This is a genomic window from Streptomyces sp. NPDC046308 (assembly GCF_055588065.1).
The window spans coordinates 801,918-819,955 of the sequence record NZ_JBVJFB010000002.1 but is presented as its reverse complement, the minus strand read 5'-3'; the positions used below and the strand labels follow the sequence as shown (position 1 = coordinate 819,955).

Genomic DNA, 18,038 nt, shown 5'->3' with positions numbered 1-18,038 from the left:
GGGGGCGGGGCGGAGGTGTTTCACCCGGGTGGGATCCGCCCGTCGGCCTCGTGGCGGCGCACCTGCTCGATGAGGCGGTGCAGCAGGGTGCGTGCGCGGGTGATCTCGCCGGTGGGGATGTCGGCGGTCAGTGCGCGGTGCACATCGGCGGCACGGAGCGTGATCTTGTCCAGCACGTAGTGCCCCTGGGGCGTGAGGGCCAGGAGCGGCGAGCCGCGGTGGTCGGGATTGGGTCGGAAGGCGGCCAGTTCCTCGCGGACGAGATCGTTGGCCACGCGTTGCACCCCCTGGCGTGCGATGCCCAGGCGGCGGGCGGCCTGGGCCACGGTCAGGGGGTCCTCGGAGACCACGCTCAGCAGCTGCCACCTGGCCTGCGTCTGCCCCTCGGTCGCGGCGATCGCCTCGCCCGACTTGCGTAGCAGTCCCGCCGCCTCGAACACGTCCGCGACCAGCAGGGCCATCTCGTCCGGCATGCCGCCTCACCTCCTTGGATTGACAACATGATGTCAGTGCGTAAATCTGTTGTCAGTATACGAGGGAGAAACCATGAGCACCGCCATCACCACCCTGCAAGCCGCCCTGGAACGTGCGGCGGCCGTCCGCCCCGCGGTCGGCGGCTTCCCCCACCTCGCCGAGGTCCTGCGCCAGGCCGGGGTCACCCACTGCCGCATGGCCGTGCCGTCGAACGCCATGCTGTACCTCACCGACGCCGGACCGGTCGCCGTCCAGGGCGAGCCGCTGGTCACGGGCATGGTCGACGTCACGCCGTTCGACCGTGAGGCGCTCGTCGCCGCCCTGCGCGCGGATCAGGCGGGGGAGACCACGTTCCCCGAGTTCGTGCGGGGCTGCTGGAAGGCCGGCGTCGTCTGGTACGAGGTCGACCTGAGCGCGCGGACCTGCACGTACTACGGCGCCGAGGGTGACAGCTACGTCGAGGCCTACCCGGAGGTCGAGATCCGGATCTGACGATTCCGACTCCGGAGCGTGTGGGAGTGGCTACGCTCGGCCGCAGGCCGAATCCGGCTCCGACCCGCGTTTGTATGGGGGTGACCATCCCATGGTCCAGGCCCGCGATCTCGATCCCAGTGCCTCGCCGCTGGACTACTACGGCTACGAGCTGCGCCGCCTGAGAGAAGGGGCCGGGCTGAAGCAGTCGCAGCTGGGCGACATCATCTTCTGTACCGGCTCCCTGGTCGGTCAGGTCGAGACGACGAAACGGGTGCCGACGCGGGACTTCTCGGAGCGGGTGGACGCGGCGCTCGGCACGGACGGGCACTTCTCCCGGCTGGTGGGGCTGGTCCTGCGGAGTGTCCTGCCTACGTGGTTCCAGCCGTACGCGGAGATGGAGGCCCGGGCGACGTACATCTCCACGTTCCAGTCGCAGGTGGTCTACGGACTCCTCCAGACGGAGGCCTATGCGAAGGCCTTGCTGAGCGTGGAGTATTCGGGGCGGGTTGACGAGATCGTGGCGGCCCGTCTGGAGCGTCAGCGCATACTGGCCCGCGAAATCCCGCCGGTCCTGCTGGTGGTACTGGACGAAGCGCTGCTGCATCGCAGGGTCGGTGGCCGCGACGTCATGCGGGAACAGCTGGCCCACCTGCTGACCTTTTCTGCGCGGCCGTGGGTCCAGATCCAGGTGATGCCCTTCTCCGCCGGCGAACACACCGGCATGACGGGATCGTTCACCCTCCTCCGCTTCGACAACGACCCCGATCTCTTCTACACGGAGAGCTATGACTCGGGCCATATGACGGCCAATCCGCCCGTGATCCGGGAGCGTTCCCTCGGCTACGCTCGGCTGCAGGCCGACGCGCTCTCGCCGGAGGAATCGGCCCTTCTGATCGCGCGCGTAATGGAGGAACGCTATGGGGACCAGTGTGGACCTGAGGAGCGTGCAGTGGCGTAAGTCGACCTACAGCAGCACCAATGGCGGCGAGTGCGTCGAGTGCGCCCCCTTCGACGGAGCCGCCTGGCGCAAGGCCTCGTACAGCGGAACCACCGGAGGAGACGGCCGCGTCGCGGTGCGGGACTCCAAGAACCCCGGCGGGCCGGTCTTCACGGTCACGGCAGACGCGTTCGCGGCCTTCGTGAGGGGCCTCTAGAGCCAGCCCTGCTGGGCCGCTTTGAGGCCGGCCTCGAAGCGGCTCGTCGCGTGGAGGCGTTCCATGAGCGCGGACATCTGGCGTCGTACGGTGCGCAGGGACACCCCGAGGCGCTTGGCGGCGGCCTCGTCGGTCATGCCCGAGGCCAGGAGCTTCAGCAGTTCGAGTTCGGCCGTGGTGGGCCGGGTGTCGCTGGGGCGGGGGCGGTCGGCTCCGAGGGGCACGGCGGCCGCCCACGTCTGCTCGAACAGGGTGGTCAGCGAGGCCACGATGCCGGGCGCGCTGGTGCACAGGGCGCCCAGGCGGGAGTGGTCCGGGTCGATCGGGACGACCGCCACCGCGCGGTCGAATATGAGCAGGCGGGGCGGCAGGAGCGGGCTCGTCCGCACCTGGCCGCCCTGCTCGGTCAGCCACCGCGCGTAGGCCAGCGTCGTCGGGTCGTTGCGGGCGCTGTCCTGGTAGACCGAGCGCATCTCGATGCCGCGGTCCAGCGCGCGCCGGTCCAGCGGGCGGGAGGCCTCCAGGCTCGCTTCGGACAGTGCGCCGCCCGGCAGGATCGCCAGGCATTCCCGGGTCAGTCCGTGGGCGAGCTGTTCCAGACGGCCCTGGATGGCGTCCATCCCCACGAGCCGTTCCGCGCCGTCGACCTCGGTGTTCGGGCTGAGTTCGGCGAACTCGGAGACCACCTGCGCCGCGGCAGCCTTGCTGCGGGCCAGCTCCTGCTGCTGCCGGGCCAGCTCCTCCTCCTGGCGGCGCAGCAGGAGCTCCAGGCCCAGTTCGGGTCTCACCGCGCGCAGACCGCCGATGCAGTCGCGTGACGGTCTGAGGAGGTCGAGGTCGACGAGTCGGTCCAGGCCCTCGCGGACCTGGGTCTCCGTGAGACCGAGGCGGGCGCTGAGCTCGGCTATGCCACCCGAAGGGTCGGCCAGCATGCCCCGGTACACGGCTTCCACGTCGGCTCCGAGCCCCAGCGTTTGCAGCATCTCCCAGCCCCCCAGCAGCAGTTGGGCAGCACCCGCCGGGCGCCGCCTCCGCGATCGTAGGCGAAGTCTGGCACCAAGGTGCCAGGCCTGTTGGTGACAGCCGGAACCTCTTCTTGGCAGGGCCCGGGGGCAGCAACATAGTGATCACCGGGACGGCGGGGAGGGAACTCCCCGACTCAGGCCAGAGCCGCAAGGACGATCCGGGTCAGCGCGCAGCACACCGCACCGAACGCCTCGCTTCCGAGCCTGTGACCTGGGGGGAAACCATGTCCCGCACCGCCCGCACCGCCCGCTTCGCCGCTGTCGCCGCCGTCCTCACCGCCCTGTGCGCCGGCGCGGTCACCACCGCCTCGGTGACCGCTGCCGCCGCCGAGACCCACCGGGTCAGCGCCTCCGCCGACGGCAGCATCAACTGGGACACGGCGCCGGCGTCGGCCGAGGACAGCATCAACTGGGACTAGCCGGGATGCGCGTCGTCCGAGCCTCACTCTCAGGGCCTCGTGCCGATCCGGACCAGGAGGGCGTGCTCGCGCTCGTCTCCGATCTGATCTGGGCCCACACGCCCGCCGCCCACGGCCTGGAACACCTGCGGACCAAAGCCGCAGCCGACGGCGTGGACGTCTACCTCTTCCTGAGAGCCGCCTCCGAAGCCGCGGCCCTCACCCAGGCCCACGCGATCCTCGACGGCGCCCGCGCCCCGCTGCGGGCGCACGGCTACCGCCCTACCGAGCCGCGCCGCGAACGTTCTTCAGGAGCACGCAGTGACCACCACCCTCCGCCAGGCTGCCCGTAAGAGCGCGGTAGCCGTCCTCTCCACCGCCCTCGGCGCCGGACTGCTCACCGCCGCGGCCGTCGCCGCCGCCCCGGCCGCCGAGGCCGCGACCACGTGCAGCGGGACCGCCTCGATCTACGGCGTCCTTCCCGACGGCCGCCTCACCTTCAGCACGATCACCCCGGCCACCGGTGCGTTGAAGAAGGTGCGGGTCGGAGCGGACCTGGGGTTCGAGCCCAAGGCGATGGCCACCCTCAACTTCAACACGGTGCTGGTGACCTCGACGACGGGCGCGCTCTACCGCCTCGACGTCCTCACCAACAACGAGTCCCTGGTCCTGGAACGCCCGCCCGTCAAGATCTTCGACAGTGGCTGGACCCACGACAAGCTCACCTACGACGGACACGGCCACTTGTACGGCACCGCGGGCGGGGTCCTGCTCCAGTACCTGGTCTCCCAGCCCAAGCCGACCGGCTCGGCGCACATCGGCCAGCGCAAGGAGATCGGCAGCGGCTTCGTCCTGAAGACCCTCACGGCCGCCGGAGACGACCGTCTGCTCGCCACCACGTCGGCGGGCGCGCTCTACTCCTACAAGATCAACAGCGATGGCACCTGGGACCGGGACGACCTCAAGTCCTCCGGCTGGTCCGGGTTCGACCAGGTCGTATCACCTGGCGGCGGTCTCTACTACGGCCGGATCGAAACCACCGGTGCCATGTACTGGTACAAGGACGCCAACCCGGCCGACGGCAGCGGCGGCGACATCGCGTACCACAATGACGCCCCCGTCAACACCGGCGGCTGGACGCAGAAGCTGCTCTCCGCCCAGCCGGAGACGTTCGCCTGCACCACCCCCGCGGACCCGCTCGACGGCAGGGACATACCCGCCGTGAAGGCGGCCGGCCGCGACCTGATGAACAAGCACGACGGCGGCGCCTGGAACAGCACCGCCCAGTGGAACTGCCTGGAGCAGCTTTGGGACAGGGAGAGCGGCTGGCGCTACTGGGCCGACAACCCGAACTCCACGGCCTACGGCATCCCCCAGGCCCTGCCCGGTTCGAAGATGGACGCCTTCGGTGACGACTGGCGCACCAACCCGGTCACCCAGATCAAGTGGGGCCTGTCCTACATCGACGGCCAGTACGGCACGCCCTGCGGCGCCTGGACCCACTTCCTGAACAACAACTGGTACTGAGCGGCGCCCGAGTCCCGCCCGCTCCCCCCTTCTGCCTCCCCCTCACCTCCCCGGCCCGGCGCGCGTACGTCAGGGCTGCCCAGAATCCGGAGACACCCATGTCCTCGTCGTCCCTCAAGCGCCGTCTCGCCGCCACCCTGGCCGTCTCTGCCACCACCCTCGGCATGGTCACGCTCACCTCGGCGCCCGCCCAGGCCGCCGCCATCTGCGGCGGCAACGTGTCGGTCTACGGCACCCTCCCCGACGGACGCCTCACGTACACGGCGATAGCCCCCAACACCGGCGACCGCGTCAAGACCCTGATCGGCGCGGACCTCGGCTTCACGCCCAAGGCGATGGCCACCCTCAACTTCAACACCGTCCTGGTGACCTCGACGGCCGGTGAGCTGTACCGCGTCGACATCCAGACCAACGACAGCGCCCTGGCCCTGGCCGGTGTCACCAAGATCTGGGACAGCGGATGGACCTTCGACAAGCTGACCTACGACGGCGCCGGTCACCTCTACGGCACCGTCGGCGGCGAGCTCCACCGCTACAACGTCTCCCAGGCCAAGCCCAGCGGGCCCGCCCACATCGCCAAGCACGCCGTGATCGACACGGGCTTCGTCCTGAAGACGCTCGCCGCCGCCGGCGACGACGTCCTCATCGCCAGCACCGCCGACGGCCGCCTGCTCTCGTACCAGATCAACGGCGTCGGGGACTGGGAGAGTTCGGTGCTCAAGAGCTCCGGCTGGTCGGCCGTCGACAACCTCGTCTCGCCCGGCGGCGGCCTCTACTACGGCCGTACGAACGGCGGGATGTACTGGTACCACGACGCCGACCCCACCGACGGCAAGGGCGACGACATCGCCTACCACCCCGCCGACCCGGTCGACGCGAGCGGCTGGACCCAGAGCCTGCTCTCCGCCTTCGCAAACGACTGCACCTACCAGCCGCCGACGCCCCCCACCCCCACGCCCTCCACCAGGGGCGGGCAGATCGCCCGCAGCGAGATCATGAGCCGCGCCGCGAACTGGCTGAACCGTGACATCCCCTACAACCAGGGCGCGTACGCCTCCGACCCGGACGGCGACCACACCTACCGCACCGACTGCTCCGGCTTCGTCTCCATGGTCTGGCACGCCGGTACCAGCTACACGACCCAGAGCCTGCCGGGCGTCGCCGCCACCATCTCCAAGTCCGACCTCCAGCCCGGTGACGCGCTGAACACCCTCGACGGGCACGTGGTGCTCTTCGAGAAGTGGGTCGACAAGGCCGCCGGTAAGTTCTCGTACATCCACGAGGCCAACACCAACGACGACATGATGCGCGGCCAGGACTACCTCAACGGAGGCAGCGACGGTCGCATCGCCGGCCACGCCGCCTCCGGTTACGTCGCCCTGCGCTACGACAACGTCGTCAACGGATAGCCCCCACGCGAGCGAAGGCCGGACCGCCCCCCGTCGAGCGGTCCGGCCTTCGCTCGTGGGTCCGGCCGGCGGTCACGCGGCCTTGCGGATCACGGCCTTGCCGCGGGCCCGTCGGGCTGCGCGGCATTCGCCTCCGCGGCGGCCGCGGCGGCCTCGCAGGCCGCGGTCCGGCGCCCGATCATGCCGGCGATCACGTCCGGGGCCACCGCGCGCGAGAACAGCCAGCCCTGCCCGGTGTCGCAGCCGACGCGGCGCAGCCGGGCCGCCTGCCCGGCGGTCTCCACGCACTCCGCGGTCACCGTCAGGCCCAGCCGGTGGGCGAGCTGTACCAGGGCCTCGACGATGGTCTCGTCGGCCGGGTTCGGGTGCGCGCCCTCCTCGTAGCGGAAGCCCCGTACGAAGGAGCCGTCCAGCTTCAGCACCGAGACCGGCAGCCGGCTGAGGTAGGCGAGGTTCGAATACCCGGTGCCGAAGTCGTCGATCGCGATCCGCACGCCCATGTCGCTGAGCGCCTGGAGCGCCTGCAGCGGCCGGCCCGCCGAGCCCATGACGGCCGACTCGGTCAGCTCCAGCTGGAGCAGCTGCGGCGCCAGGCCCGTCTCGGCCAGGATCTCCGCGACGTCGCCGACCAGGTCGGAGTCCCACACCTGGCGCACGGCCACGTTGACCGACACGAAGACCGGTGCGTCGCTGGGCTGCTCGATCTGCCAGCGCCGGGCCTGCCGGCAGGCGGTGCGCAGGACCCACTGGCCCAACTGGACGATGGATCCGTCCTCTTCCGCAATTCCGATGAACCGATTCGGCGTGAGCGTCCCGAACTGCGGATGGTTCCAGCGCACCAGGGCCTCGACCCCGCGCACCACTCCGCTCTCCAGGTCGACCAGCGGCTGGTACTCCAGCTCGAACTCCCCGCGCTCCACCGCCGGCCGCAGCGTCGAGGAGAGCGCCTGCCGGGTCATGCGGTGCGCGTTGCGCTCCGGGTCGAAGAGGGTCCAGCGGGCCTTGCCGTCCGCCTTGGCCCAGTACAGGGTCGTGTCGGCGGCCTGCATCAGGCCGGTCGCCGAGGTGCCGGCCGTGCTCCGCTCCACCACCCCGATCGACGCGGAGACCGACAGCCGCTGCCCGGCCAGGTCGAACGGCTCCTGGACGGCGGCCAGTACGCTCCGCGCCAGCTCCGTGAGCTGTTCGGTGCCGGTGGAGTCCTCGACCAGCAGGGCGAACTCGTCGCCGCCGAGCCGGGCGACCAGGTGCCCGCCGGTGCGTCCGTACCCCGACTGGTCGGCGCACTGGGTCAGCCGGGCCGCGACGGCGGTCAGCAGCCGGTCGCCGACACGGTGGCCGAGGGTGTCGTTGACGGCCTTGAACCCGTCGAGGTCCAGGTAGCACAGCCCGATCCGGCCGGTGCCCCCGTGGTCGTACGAGGAGGCCTCCAGGGCGGCGGAGAGCCGCTCGAAGAACAGCGCCCGGTTGGGCAGCCGGGTGACCGGGTCGTGCATCTGCAGGTGCCGGAGCCGGGCCTGGAGGTCGCGGCGGTCGCTGATGTCGGAGACGGACAGCAGGACGTCCCCGGTCCCGGGTACGGGCCCCAGGGTCACCTCGGTCCACAGCGAGTGCCCGTCGGGGTGCTTGAGGCGGCGGGTGCAGCGCAGCCGGGCCTGCCGGCCGCGGAGCACCTCCTGGTACGCGGCCCAGGTGCGGGCCTCCGCGGCCAGGTCCACCAGGTCGGCGGCGCACTGGTGGACGAGCGCCTGCGGCTCGCTGCCCAGCAGCCCGGCGAAGGCCTCGTTGGCGGCGACCACGTAGCCGTCGCGGTCCACGACCGCCATGGCGAGGTGGGCGGCGTTGAAGGCGGCCCGGTAGTCGCGCCGCTCCGATTCGCCGGCGCGCGACGGCGCCGCCGACGCTGCGGGCACTGCCAAGTGACGCTCCGTAATGGCCGATCGGATGCTGTCGGCCGCCGAACCGGTTCCCTCTGAGGTTCCGCTCACCGTTGGCTCCCGCAGTGTTCGTGAGTGTCCGTGCAGGAAAGTGTGCCGATCATAGAGGCTGCCGGGAGGCCCTATCCAGCGGCGTCGCCGCGCGAGCCCCGGGAGTTCGGCGTGATGACGGATTGCCGGACCAAGATCGCTTGATCGTTTCTGCGCGGCTGTGAGCATGCGAAGGCCCTGGCTGATCTCGGGTGATCGGTCGTGACGTTCTGTAGGCAGGTGCGTGAAGTCCGGGGGTCACCGACTTGCCTCATCGCTCACTCGTGTGGGGCAGCGGAACAGGGCATTAGTAAGACAATCGCCCCAAGGTGGCTAAACAGGCACGAATCCACCACCGGAGGTCGATGTGGCGCGACAGCAGACACCCGGGGGAGTGGACCGTTCCCGCATCCGAAGTACCGCCGCCGCGCTCACCTCCCTCACCGCGCTCGCCGCCATGTCGCTCGTCGCGGGGCCCGCGGTGGCCGATTCCGGCGCCGGACCCTGCGCGCTGACCCGGACGGGCGCGCACCACTCGCTGGGCCTGGACAGCTGGAACGGCGCCTACCCCAAGCCCGAGCGCACCCTCGATGCGGTCATGGTCTTCCTCTCCTTCCCCGACCACCGCACCACCCTCACGACGACGGAGCTCGCCCGCGACCACTTCCCTGCCACCAGCGAGTTCTTCGAGCAGGCCTCGTACGGCCGGTTCCGGCTCGCCCCCCACCCGCAGAAGCAGTGGATCCGGATGCCCAAGCCGTCCACCGCGTACGGGATAAGGCGGGACTGGGCCCCCGAGGACCGGGCCGCCTACCTGCGGGACGCGGTCAGGGCGGCCGACGCCGAGGTGGACTTCGCCAAGTACGACATCGTCTACTTCGTCGCCGACCCGGACGCGCCCGGAGTGGACTCCGATGCCACCAAGGTCGTCAACTTCGACCGCCCGATCGTGGCGGACGGCACCGAACTGCGGCGGATCGTCACCGTCTTCGAACGCCACCCGCCGGACCGCAACGTACTGGCCCACGAGACCGGCCACGTCTTCGACCTGCCCGACCTCTACCACCGGCCCACGGACGGCAAGGGCGACTGGGACACGTACGTCGGCGATTGGGACGTCATGGGCAGCCAGTTCGGGATGGCCCCGGACCTCTTCGCCTGGCACAAGTGGAAGCTGGGCTGGCTGGACGCCTCCCAGGTGGACTGCGTGCAGTCGGGCTCCTCCATGCACACGCTCCAGCCGCTGGCGCAGGTCCCGCCGGACGGCGGCACCGGCGGGACCCGGCTCGCGGTGATCCGTACGGGCCCCGGCAGCGCCATCGCCGTCGAGGCGCGGGGCTCCGCCGGCAACGACGGGGACACCTGCACGGAAGGGGTCCTGGTCTACCGGGTGCGCAACGAGGCGGCGTCCGGCGGCGGCCCCATCGAGGTGATGGACGCGCACCCGGACACGGAGGCGTGCTGGGACCGTTCGGTGTACCCGCCGCTGGCGGACGCCCCGCTGGAGGTGGGCGAGACGTACACCGTGCCGGGGGAGCGGATCACCATCGAGGTGGCGGACCGGACCCGGTCGGGCGCGTACACGGTGAAGATCACGACGTGACCGGGGGATAGCGGCGGTATCGCCGCGGCACGACGAAGAAGGCCCCCACTCGCGTGGGGGCCTTCTTCTCGTCTGTGCGCCGCCAGGGACTCGAACCCCGGACCCGCTGATTAAGAGTCAGCTGCTCTAACCAACTGAGCTAGCGGCGCTTGCTGACGAGGAAGACATTAGCAGGAGGATCCGCGGAACGAAAAATCGATATCCCCAGGTCCGGTCGGTGCGGGGCTGCGGGCCGCCCGTACGAAGGCCCAGAGCAGGGCCTGCGGCCCGGGAAGCCACGGCGTCCGCGCGTCGGGGGCGACCAGCCAGCGGGAGGGGCCGGGGGCGGGGGCCAGCGGCGGTACGGTCACGGCGTCGCCGGGGCCGTGGCACAGCGGCACCGGGGCGGTGCGGGAAGCTCCCCACTCCTCCCACGCCAGCAGGGCCGGGAGCCGGTGGGCGGTGCCGGGAGCGGCGAAGAGGAGCATCCGGCCGCGGTGCACGGCGACCGGACCGGAGCCGGGCCCCTCGGCCCAGAGCAGGTCCAGGACGCGGCGGCCGAGAACGAGCGGGACGTTGACGACGTCGAAGGCGTTCCCGCAGGGCAGCGTCGCGGGCAGGCCGGCCCGTGCCTCCCAGAGCGCGAGGGTGCTCCGGGGGTGGGCGGAGGCGGAGGCGAGCCAGGCGGCGCCCTGCGGGGTGACGTGGGTGGCGTGCGCGGACCGTGTGGTGAGGGCGGGGCAACCGGGAGCCGTCGTCAGCGTCGTCATGGGCCCAGGTCTACCGGCCGTAGCGACCCGGTTTCCAGGAGTTACCGGAAACCGGGACGCGCGAGGGGTCACTGCGGTATGTTGCGCCCCGCATATGCCAGCTGCCTCGTACGGCAGGCTCCGCGCGGCGGGTCGGCCCGGCCCCGCTACGGCGCACCGGCTCCGCGCTGGAGGGTCTCGCCGAACTCGATCATCTTGAGGGCGTAGTCCTCGGTCCACTCCGCCTGCTCGGCGATCACGGCGGGCGAGAGCCGGTCGAAGCGCCGGGGATCGGCCAGCTGGGCCGCCGCGAGCGCCTGGAACTCCACCGCCCGGTCCTGCGCCGCCCGGAAGGCGAGGGCCAGCTCGGTCGCCCGGGTCAGCAGCTCCCGGGGGTCCTCGATGGACTCCAGGTCGAAGAAGTGCTCCGGATCCCCCGCGGCCTCCGAGGGCTCGAAGAGCAGCGGCGCCGGCCGCAGCCGTCGCTCGGTCCGCTCGGGCTCTGCCATCCGTGTCCTCCTGCTGCGCGTGCGAAAAGCTTCCGGGCCACCGTCCATTGTCCAACGCCGCGCAAGACCCCGTGCGATGGGCTGGAACACGTGTACGGCCGACGGGGCGCACGAGAAGACCCGCCGCCACAGGGGCGGGGGAGTCGCACGGGCGAGCGACCGGGGCCGGTGGCGAGGGCGCGGGGGCGGGCCCGTGGCGGGGGCCGTACGCGCACGCCGCGTACGGCCACCCACGCGCCGGGGACCCGCTCAGACGGTGACGGACTCCGCGGCGCGCCGCGCGGCCAGCTCGGCCACGTCGTCCAGTACGCCGGCCAGCTCGCCGACGAGCGCCTCGGGGGCCTCGAAGCCCTCGGGCCCGATCAGCTTGGGGATGCCCGGGATCGCGACGGAACGCTCGGCGGGCAGCATCCCGAGGCGGGTGAGCACCGGCAGCAGCATCTCGGCGGCCGGGACGCCGCCGGTGGGGCCGGCGCTGTAGCTGACGAGGCCGACCGGCTTGCCCTTCCACTCGTTGTAGAGGAAGTCGATGGCGTTCTTGAAGGGGGCGGTGAAGCCGCCGTTGTACATCGGCAGGACGAAGAGGAAGGCGTCGGCCGAGTCGACCAGGGCGCTCCAGTCGCGGGTGTGCTGGTGGGCGTAGTTGCCGGTCGAGGCGTATTCGGGCTCGTCGAGGAAGGGCAGCGCGATCTCGGCGAGGTCGACGGGGGTGACCTCGAAGCCGCCGCGGTCGCGGGCCTGCTCGGTGACCCAGTGGGCGAGCGGGCGGCCGGAGGAGGTCGGACGGGTGGCGGCGGAGACGACGTGCAGGCGGGTCATGAAGGAGCTCCCGGTCGGTGCGGTTGTTGATGTGTCACCAATAAAACCCGCAAGGTGAGTGACGTGTCAACCAGATAAGTGATGTGTCACCGACCTGGCTAAAGTGGAAGGCATGACCCCCGCATCCGAGCCGCCCCGCTGGCTCACGGAGCCCGAGCAGGACGCCTGGTACGCGTGGCGGCGGATGTTCCCGCTGGTCGACGCGGAGATCGCGCGGGACCTCAGTCAGGACAGCGGACTCTCCGAGGCCGACTACGACGTCCTGTCGGTGCTCGGCTCCACGGACGGCCACCGGATGCGGATCACCGCACTGGCCGAACTGATGCAGTGGTCCCGCAGCCGGCTGTCCCACCAGCTCACCCGCATGGAGAAGCGCGGCATCGTCCGCCGCGAGGAGGTGGCCACGGACGGCCGGGGCGCGGAGGTCGTCCTCACCGGGACGGGCGTGGCCACCATCACGGCGGCGGCCCCCCTCCACGTGGAGTCCGTCCGCCGCCACCTGATCGACGTCCTGACCCCGGACCAACTGCGCACCCTGGCGGAGGTCGGCGAAGTGCTCCGGCAACGGCTGGGCGCCCGCCGCAAAGCGTGAGCCGACCGCGGCCCGCCGCCCGCCGACCGCCGCCCGCCGACCGCCGGCCGCCGACCGCCGCCCGCCCGCGGCCAGGCCTCCGGCGGACCTACGGCCGCCAGGGGACGCGGTGTTCCGCCAGGTGGGCCAGGACCGAGTGGTTGGCCTCCCAGCCGTCCGGGAACTTCACCGTCACGCCCAGCTGGACCGGTTCCGTCGAGGGGTGGTCGTCCAGGAGTTCCGCTATGCCCGCCCGGGCCACCACCACGCACGCGTGCCGGTGCCGGGAGGCCAGGACGCACAAGCGGCCCGTCTCCAGGTGGAAGGCCGTCGCGTCCGGGCGCCCCGACAGCGGGTGCAGGACCACCGTGAGGTCGTACTCGCGGCCCTGGAGGCGGTTCGCGGTGTCCACCGTGACCCCCGTGACCCCGACCGCGGCCAGCGCCGCGCGGACCGCGGCCGCCTGGTCGCGGTGGGCGGTGCCGACCGCGATCCGGTCCGCCGTCAGCGGGGAAGGGCCCTCGGAGTGCTCGTCGGAGGTCACCGCCCCGCGGTCCAGGGCGCGGCGGACCACCAGCGCCACCGCCGCGACCGCCTCCGGGTCGGTGCGCGGGGTGTGCCGCGCGGGCAGCTCCAGCAGGCCCCAGCCCGCCTCGGCGGCCTCGTCCAGCACCCGGTCCGGGCCCGACCCGTCCGAGGGGACCCCGTACGACAGCCGCCGCTCGCCCGGTCCCGTACCGCTGCGGAACTGCGTGTACGGGTAGAACGCGCGGGAGACCAGCGGCGCCGCCGTCGCCGGGAGCCGCCAGGACACCGGCAGCCGGTGCTGCGGCAGCTGGGGGTTGTGCGCCAGCAGGGTGCTGACGGCGCTCGCCGAAGGGTCGTACGACAGGCCCGCCCACTGCTCCGCGCCGACCACGCTGAAGGGGTCCAGCTGCCCGGGGTCGCCCACGAACAGCGCCCGCTCGAACAGCCCGGCCACGGCCAGCAGCGCGTCCGAGCGCATCTGGTACGCCTCGTCGACGATGGCGTGCTGCCAGGGCTCGACGTCCTTGACGAAGGCCCACTTCGCCGCCGTGGAGATGGTGATCGGCAGCTCCGCCAGGTCCTTCGGCTTGGCCGACAGGGTGACCGAGGGCAGCTCGCGCAGCGCCGGATCGTAGGCGTCGCCCTCGCTGCTGTGCAGCCGGCCCACCTTCAGCTCCGGGTCCTTGTCGGCGAGCCGCAGCACCAGGTCGTCGACCTGCGCGTTCGTCTGCGCCACCACCATCAGCCGGCGCCCGGCCCCAGCCAGCTCCCGGGCCGCCCGGACCACCAGCGTGGACTTGCCGGCCCCCGGCGGGGAGTCGACGACCACGCCCCGCTCGGCCCCGTGCAGGGTGTCGCGCAGGATCGCGGCGGTCGCCTCGGCCGCCGCGGCCCCCGGGTCGAAGGATGCGGTCGCGGTCACAGCAGGTCCTCGTCGGTCACGGCGTCGGGCAGGGGGACGGCGCTCAGGTGCCCCGGCGGACCGCCGTGGGTCCACGGGGTCTGCTCCGGCTCCGGGAGCTTCGGGCCGCCGCGCGCGTCGTGCTCGAAGAGCGTCCAGCAGACCCGGTCGCCCTTCTCCGGGACGGACCCCGGCTCCGGGTCCCGGCCGCGGCCCATCTTGTCGAGGAGCCGCAGCACCAGCCGCCCGTCCTCCTCGAATCGTACGAACTGCGCGCTCTGCGGGCGACCGTCCAGCGAACGGAACACCTTCCCGCCGCCCCCGTCCGCGAGCTGCGGCCGGTCCTCCGTGGCCACCGTCACCAGCGGGCGCGGACTCGGCCGCTTCGACTCCGTCCACTCCATCACCACCTCGGTGACCTCGCCGGCGAACGCCTCGCCCGCGAGGCGCCGGCCCGCCATGACCAGCGGGTCGTCCAGCGCCTCCTGCGCGTCGAGCCGCACCTGCTCGGTCTCCCGCGTGGCCAGCTTCTGGGCGGCCGTCACCGCGTCGTCGCGGCGCGGCTGCGGCGGCTCGCCCGCCCGTACGCGGTCGCGGTGACCGGTGTACGACCAGCGGTCGCGCGTCCAGCGCTCCTCCGCGCGCTCGCCCGGCGGCAGGGAGCGCAGCAGGTCGATCGCCTCCCACGTCGCCCACCAGGTGTTCGACATCTGGTCCACGACCAGCCGGCGCACGGTCTCCTCGGCCTTCCGGACCTGCTCGGCCCTCCGCCGCGTCTCTTCGTCGTTCCGCGCGCCGCGGCCGTCGTCCCCGGGCCCGGCCGCCAGGGCCGAGCGCGCCGCGTCGTACCGGGCGATGGCCGGGGCCAGCAGCTTGTTGTCGAAGGCCGGATCGGTGGCCGGGCCGGCCGGCGGGCACAGCAGCCGGCCCTCCGCGTCACGGCCCAGCTCCGCCCGCAGCGCCGCCTCGGCACCCGAGAGGCCCTCCGGCGGGTCGATCCAGGCCAACAGCGCGCCCAGGTGCTGGTCCTCCAGGTTGCTCTGGCCGGTCGCCCAGTGCCGCGACAGCAGGTCCGTCGCCGACAGCAGCATCGAGGAGCCCGGCACCCGCGAACGCTCGGCGAGATGGGTGAACCAGCGGCCCAGCATCGGCACCTGCGAGGGCGCCGGATACGGGTTCTCCGGCTCCTCCTCGGCGGTCCGCCGGAAGCGCATCGACCGCCCCAGCAGCCGTACGTACTCGATGCCCGCCCGGCTCGGCACGATCAGCTGCGGCGCGTCCACGCACAGCTCGGCCTCCACCTTGACCCGCTTGCCCGTCTCCGGGTCGGTCTCGCTGCGCTCGGCCGGCTCCACCGCGTCCGCGTACGCGTCGATGTGGGCCAGCACGGGGGCCGCCAGGTCCGCGAGGAACGCCCAGCGCAGGTCCCGGTCGCGCGGCTGGGGTATCACGAACACCCGCGGCGCGTGCCGGTCCGTGCCGACCATGGCGCCCAGCGGAGCCCCGGCCTCACCGGCCGTGGTCAGCGGCACGAAGACCATCGGGGTCTCGCTCAGGTGGCGGTGCCGTACGGTCGCGAGCGGCTGGGCGCGGCCCGCCCGTACGGCCTGCAGCCGGGCCAGCGTGGTCAGCAGGCTCATGCGCGGACCCCCGCCGCCGACTCCAGCGCCTCGGCGCGCAGCCGGGCCGCCCGGTGCAGGGCGGCGGCGGTCGGATCCTCGGCGCAGCCGGCCCCGGAGGCCGCCGCGAGGGCCTGCTCGACGGTGGTCAGCGCGCCCAGCTCGCCCCGTACGGAACGGCCCAGCGCGGTCACCGCGCCTCCGGTACGCGCGCGGTCCCGGCAGTGGAAGGCCAGCTCGCAGGCGGCCAGACACTCGGGGGCGTAGGCGGCGTCGACGGCCGCCACCGCCTCGACGAGCTCCTCCGTGGTCCGGGTCGCCGGGTCGAAGCTGAGCCCCTCGGGCAGGGTCGCGGCCAGCTCCTCGACCCGGGTCAGCCGCTCCAGCTGGCGCCGGGTCACGGAGCGCTCGCGGCGGATGTCGACGGGCGAGGCGGTGGGCAGGTTCGAGAAGTCCTTCGGGCAGACCAGCAGCACGGTGTGCCCGACCTCGGCGCCGGCCAGCTTCCCGGCGGTGTTCTCCAGCGCCAGCACGTACACGGCGGCCTGGCGGGCGGCGGCGCCCACCTTCGCGGGGTCGGCGGCCCCGTCGATCATCGGGAACGACTTGATCTCCACGACGCTCCAGCGGCCGTCGGGATGCACGACCACGGCGTCCGGCTCCAGGTAGGCCGGGGAGCCGGCCACCTCCAGGGCCAGCATCGGGTGGTCCAGCAGGGTCCACGCCCCGGCCGCGGTGGCCTCGCGCAGGGCGAGGGCGGTCCGGGCGGAGCGACCCTCGGGTCCGGCGGCGGTGAGGTCGGGAACGTGGGCGCCCGCGCCGGGGGGCTCGGCGGCCGGGTCGAGGTGCGCGTGGACCAGCCGCAGCAGCTCGGCTCCGCCGTCGCCCTTGACCTTGGCCTCGAAGGAGTTCCCGCGGACTATGGCGAACTGCGACTGCCCGAACGCGGCGGGCGAGCCGAGGGCCGTGGCGAGGGCGTTCTTGTCCACGCCCGCGCCGTCGAGCAGGGCCCGTCTGCCGCAGCCGGGATTGGCGGCGAGGGCCGCCAGCGCCCGGGCGTCGAGCGGACGGGGTGGCACGGCCGGGCCGCGCAGGCCGGCGAGCCGCTGCCGCAGCGTGGTCGGCTGCGCGGGGCTGCGGGGCGGGTAGGAGCTCACGGGCGGAAGTGTCCCATCCGCCACTGACAATCGTGGGCTTGGCGGGGAAACCGGTGGCGGGGGCGGGGGGAGTCCGCCCCGTGCACGTGCTGTTGGATGATGGGCGGACGGCTGAATGCCCGGAAAAACGCATGAACGCGCACAGACTCGTACGAAACGGGAGAACCCCATGGCCCCCCGCATCCTGCTGGCCCGCCACGGCCAGACGGCGTGGTCCCAGCTCGGCAAGCACACGGGACGCACGGACGTGCCCCTGCTGGAGGAGGGCAAGCGGGGGGCGAAGCTGCTCGGCGAGCGGCTGGCCCGCGACCCGTGGAAGAACCTCGCCGGGGTCGAGGTTCGCACCAGCCCGCTGGTCCGCGCGAGCGAGAGCTGCGACCTGGCGGGCTTCGGGGTCCGGGCGGAGCCGTGGGACGCGCTGCTGGAGTGGGACTACGGGGACTACGAGGGCATGACCCCGGCCGAGATCCAGGCGATCCGGCCGGGCTGGCTGATCTGGCGCGACGGGGTCCCGGGCGGCGAGTCCGTCGCCGACGTCGCGGCGCGCGCGGACGAGGTGGTCGCCTGGGCGCGCTCGGCGGAGCGCGACGTCCTGGTCTTCGCCCACGGGCACATCCTGCGCACCCTCGCCGCCCGGTGGCTCGGCTTCGAAGCCTCCTTCGGCGCCCGCATCCGCCTGGAGCCCACCTCCCTCTCGGTCCTCGGCTGGGCCTACGGCGCCCCCGCGCTGGAACGCTGGAACGACACGGGCCACCTGGACACTTAGGCCGGCTCGAGCGCCGGTCGGCTGCGTCGCTCGGGGTGGTGCTGGGGGCTGTCGCGGCGCGGCCTAGCGGGTGTGGGGGTCGGTTGGGGTGGGGGCGGGCGCGCGCCGGGGCGTCTCCTCGGGCGCCGAACGTGACGAGGGGTCGGAGGGCGGAGCCTTGTTGTGTTCGGCACCCTGCGGGGATCACCCCGACACACCCCCACCCCCACCCCAACCGCCCCGGCCGACCAACCTTCCGGTGCTGGCGCACCATTCGGCCTCCCCGCGCAAATTCAGCCTCGCCGCACCAAATCCAGCCCCTCCGGCGTTTGAGGAGCGGGGTCCGGGGCGGAGCCCCGATCTTTGCGCCGCACCGGCCAGTCGCGCCGCCGGCGACCGCCGAATTCAGTCCACCGCAACGGAGTTGGGC

The 18,038-nt window shown here is 72.7% G+C and carries 18 protein-coding genes, 1 tRNA gene and 1 pseudogene; 10 read left to right on the top strand and 10 right to left on the bottom strand.

Annotated elements, in window-relative coordinates:
• Nucleotides 1-20: 20 nt before the first annotated feature.
• On the bottom strand, nucleotides 21-473 hold the full coding sequence (locus ACZ6JT_RS11090) for a MarR family winged helix-turn-helix transcriptional regulator (protein WP_469209153.1): 453 nt from the start codon (nucleotides 471-473) through the stop codon (nucleotides 21-23).
• A gap of 73 nt (nucleotides 474-546) precedes the next feature.
• Between ACZ6JT_RS11090 and ACZ6JT_RS11085 the strand changes: the two genes are divergently transcribed.
• From ACZ6JT_RS11085 to ACZ6JT_RS11075, 3 genes are all read left to right on the top strand, one after another.
• Nucleotides 547-966, top strand: a complete 420-nt coding sequence (locus ACZ6JT_RS11085) for a DUF1398 domain-containing protein (RefSeq protein WP_469209152.1) — start codon at nucleotides 547-549, stop codon at nucleotides 964-966.
• A gap of 91 nt (nucleotides 967-1,057) precedes the next feature.
• Nucleotides 1,058-1,906 carry a helix-turn-helix domain-containing protein gene (locus ACZ6JT_RS11080; protein WP_469209151.1) on the top strand — a complete coding sequence of 283 codons (849 nt, stop codon included), beginning with the start codon at nucleotides 1,058-1,060 and terminating at the stop codon, nucleotides 1,904-1,906.
• On the top strand, nucleotides 1,866-2,102 hold the full coding sequence (locus tag ACZ6JT_RS11075; RefSeq protein WP_469209150.1) for a DUF397 domain-containing protein: 237 nt from the start codon (nucleotides 1,866-1,868) through the stop codon (nucleotides 2,100-2,102). Before ACZ6JT_RS11080 ends, ACZ6JT_RS11075 begins: the two co-directional genes overlap by 41 nt.
• Here the strand turns inward: ACZ6JT_RS11075 and ACZ6JT_RS11070 are convergent.
• Complete coding sequence (locus ACZ6JT_RS11070; RefSeq protein ID WP_469209149.1) at nucleotides 2,099-3,085, bottom strand: helix-turn-helix domain-containing protein; 987 nt, start codon at nucleotides 3,083-3,085, stop codon at nucleotides 2,099-2,101. The two genes, ACZ6JT_RS11075 and ACZ6JT_RS11070, sit on opposite strands and share 4 nt — an antisense overlap.
• Nucleotides 3,086-3,351: 266 nt before the next feature.
• Here ACZ6JT_RS11070 and ACZ6JT_RS11065 point away from each other — a divergent pair, with 266 nt between their 5' ends.
• From ACZ6JT_RS11065 to ACZ6JT_RS11050, 4 genes are all read left to right on the top strand, one after another.
• Complete coding sequence (locus ACZ6JT_RS11065; RefSeq protein WP_469209148.1) at nucleotides 3,352-3,546, top strand: hypothetical protein; 195 nt, start codon at nucleotides 3,352-3,354, stop codon at nucleotides 3,544-3,546.
• Between the two features lie 62 nt (nucleotides 3,547-3,608).
• The gene (locus ACZ6JT_RS11060; protein WP_469209147.1) at nucleotides 3,609-3,878 is read left to right on the top strand and encodes a hypothetical protein; all 270 of its coding nucleotides are present in this window, start codon (nucleotides 3,609-3,611) and stop codon (nucleotides 3,876-3,878) included.
• Entirely contained in the window at nucleotides 3,847-5,052 is a 1,206-nt protein-coding gene (locus ACZ6JT_RS11055) for an aggregation-promoting factor C-terminal-like domain-containing protein (RefSeq protein ID WP_469209146.1), read from the top strand. Before ACZ6JT_RS11060 ends, ACZ6JT_RS11055 begins: the two co-directional genes overlap by 32 nt.
• Before the next feature lie 98 nt (nucleotides 5,053-5,150).
• The gene (locus tag ACZ6JT_RS11050; protein ID WP_469209145.1) at nucleotides 5,151-6,461 is read left to right on the top strand and encodes a tachylectin-related carbohydrate-binding protein; all 1,311 of its coding nucleotides are present in this window, start codon (nucleotides 5,151-5,153) and stop codon (nucleotides 6,459-6,461) included.
• 89 nt (nucleotides 6,462-6,550) lie between these two features.
• Here the strand turns inward: ACZ6JT_RS11050 and ACZ6JT_RS11045 are convergent, their stop codons facing one another.
• On the bottom strand, nucleotides 6,551-8,449 hold the full coding sequence (locus tag ACZ6JT_RS11045) for a putative bifunctional diguanylate cyclase/phosphodiesterase (RefSeq protein ID WP_469209144.1): 1,899 nt from the start codon (nucleotides 8,447-8,449) through the stop codon (nucleotides 6,551-6,553).
• Between the two features lie 346 nt (nucleotides 8,450-8,795).
• Between ACZ6JT_RS11045 and ACZ6JT_RS11040 the strand changes: the two genes are divergently transcribed.
• Nucleotides 8,796-10,031, top strand: coding sequence for a M6 family metalloprotease domain-containing protein (locus tag ACZ6JT_RS11040; protein ID WP_469209143.1), 1,236 nt, complete (start codon nucleotides 8,796-8,798; stop codon nucleotides 10,029-10,031).
• A gap of 75 nt (nucleotides 10,032-10,106) precedes the next feature.
• On the opposite strand, the gene ACZ6JT_RS11035 is transcribed toward ACZ6JT_RS11040, so the two are convergent.
• The 4 genes and pseudogenes from ACZ6JT_RS11035 to ACZ6JT_RS11020 all read right to left on the bottom strand — a co-directional run bounded on the left by ACZ6JT_RS11035 (nucleotide 10,107) and on the right by ACZ6JT_RS11020 (nucleotide 12,087).
• Nucleotides 10,107-10,180, bottom strand: a tRNA-Lys gene (locus ACZ6JT_RS11035).
• A pseudogene (locus ACZ6JT_RS11030) lies at nucleotides 10,171-10,780 on the bottom strand (bifunctional DNA primase/polymerase). Before ACZ6JT_RS11030 ends, ACZ6JT_RS11035 begins: the two are co-directional and overlap by 10 nt.
• A gap of 146 nt (nucleotides 10,781-10,926) precedes the next feature.
• On the bottom strand, nucleotides 10,927-11,268 hold the full coding sequence (locus ACZ6JT_RS11025) for a hypothetical protein (RefSeq protein WP_469209142.1): 342 nt from the start codon (nucleotides 11,266-11,268) through the stop codon (nucleotides 10,927-10,929).
• Between the two features lie 249 nt (nucleotides 11,269-11,517).
• On the bottom strand, nucleotides 11,518-12,087 hold the full coding sequence (locus tag ACZ6JT_RS11020) for an NADPH-dependent FMN reductase (protein ID WP_469209141.1): 570 nt from the start codon (nucleotides 12,085-12,087) through the stop codon (nucleotides 11,518-11,520).
• Between the two features lie 112 nt (nucleotides 12,088-12,199).
• Between ACZ6JT_RS11020 and ACZ6JT_RS11015 the strand changes: the two genes are divergently transcribed.
• Nucleotides 12,200-12,679 carry a MarR family winged helix-turn-helix transcriptional regulator gene (locus tag ACZ6JT_RS11015; protein ID WP_469209140.1) on the top strand — a complete coding sequence of 160 codons (480 nt, stop codon included), beginning with the start codon at nucleotides 12,200-12,202 and terminating at the stop codon, nucleotides 12,677-12,679.
• Nucleotides 12,680-12,767: 88 nt separating this feature from the next.
• Here ACZ6JT_RS11015 and ACZ6JT_RS11010 read toward each other — a convergent pair whose 3' ends face one another.
• Genes ACZ6JT_RS11010 through ACZ6JT_RS11000 form a run of 3 tightly spaced genes read right to left on the bottom strand, consistent with a single transcriptional unit; the run spans nucleotide 12,768 to nucleotide 17,034 of the window.
• Nucleotides 12,768-14,108, bottom strand: a complete 1,341-nt coding sequence (locus tag ACZ6JT_RS11010; protein WP_469209139.1) for an AAA domain-containing protein — start codon at nucleotides 14,106-14,108, stop codon at nucleotides 12,768-12,770.
• Entirely contained in the window at nucleotides 14,105-15,727 is a 1,623-nt protein-coding gene (locus ACZ6JT_RS11005) for a hypothetical protein (protein ID WP_469209138.1), read from the bottom strand. The genes ACZ6JT_RS11010 and ACZ6JT_RS11005 overlap by 4 nt, the downstream gene beginning before the upstream one ends.
• Nucleotides 15,724-17,034 (bottom strand): hypothetical protein, encoded by a 1,311-nt coding sequence (locus ACZ6JT_RS11000; protein WP_469209137.1) that lies wholly within the window; start codon nucleotides 17,032-17,034, stop codon nucleotides 15,724-15,726. The genes ACZ6JT_RS11005 and ACZ6JT_RS11000 overlap by 4 nt, the downstream gene beginning before the upstream one ends.
• On the opposite strand from ACZ6JT_RS11000, the gene ACZ6JT_RS10995 reads away from it, so the two are divergent.
• Nucleotides 17,033-17,629: a histidine phosphatase family protein gene (locus tag ACZ6JT_RS10995; protein ID WP_385809963.1), complete on the top strand. Its 597-nt coding sequence runs from the start codon at nucleotides 17,033-17,035 to the stop codon at nucleotides 17,627-17,629. The genes ACZ6JT_RS11000 and ACZ6JT_RS10995 overlap by 2 nt on opposite strands.
• Nucleotides 17,630-18,038: the final 409 nt, after the last annotated feature.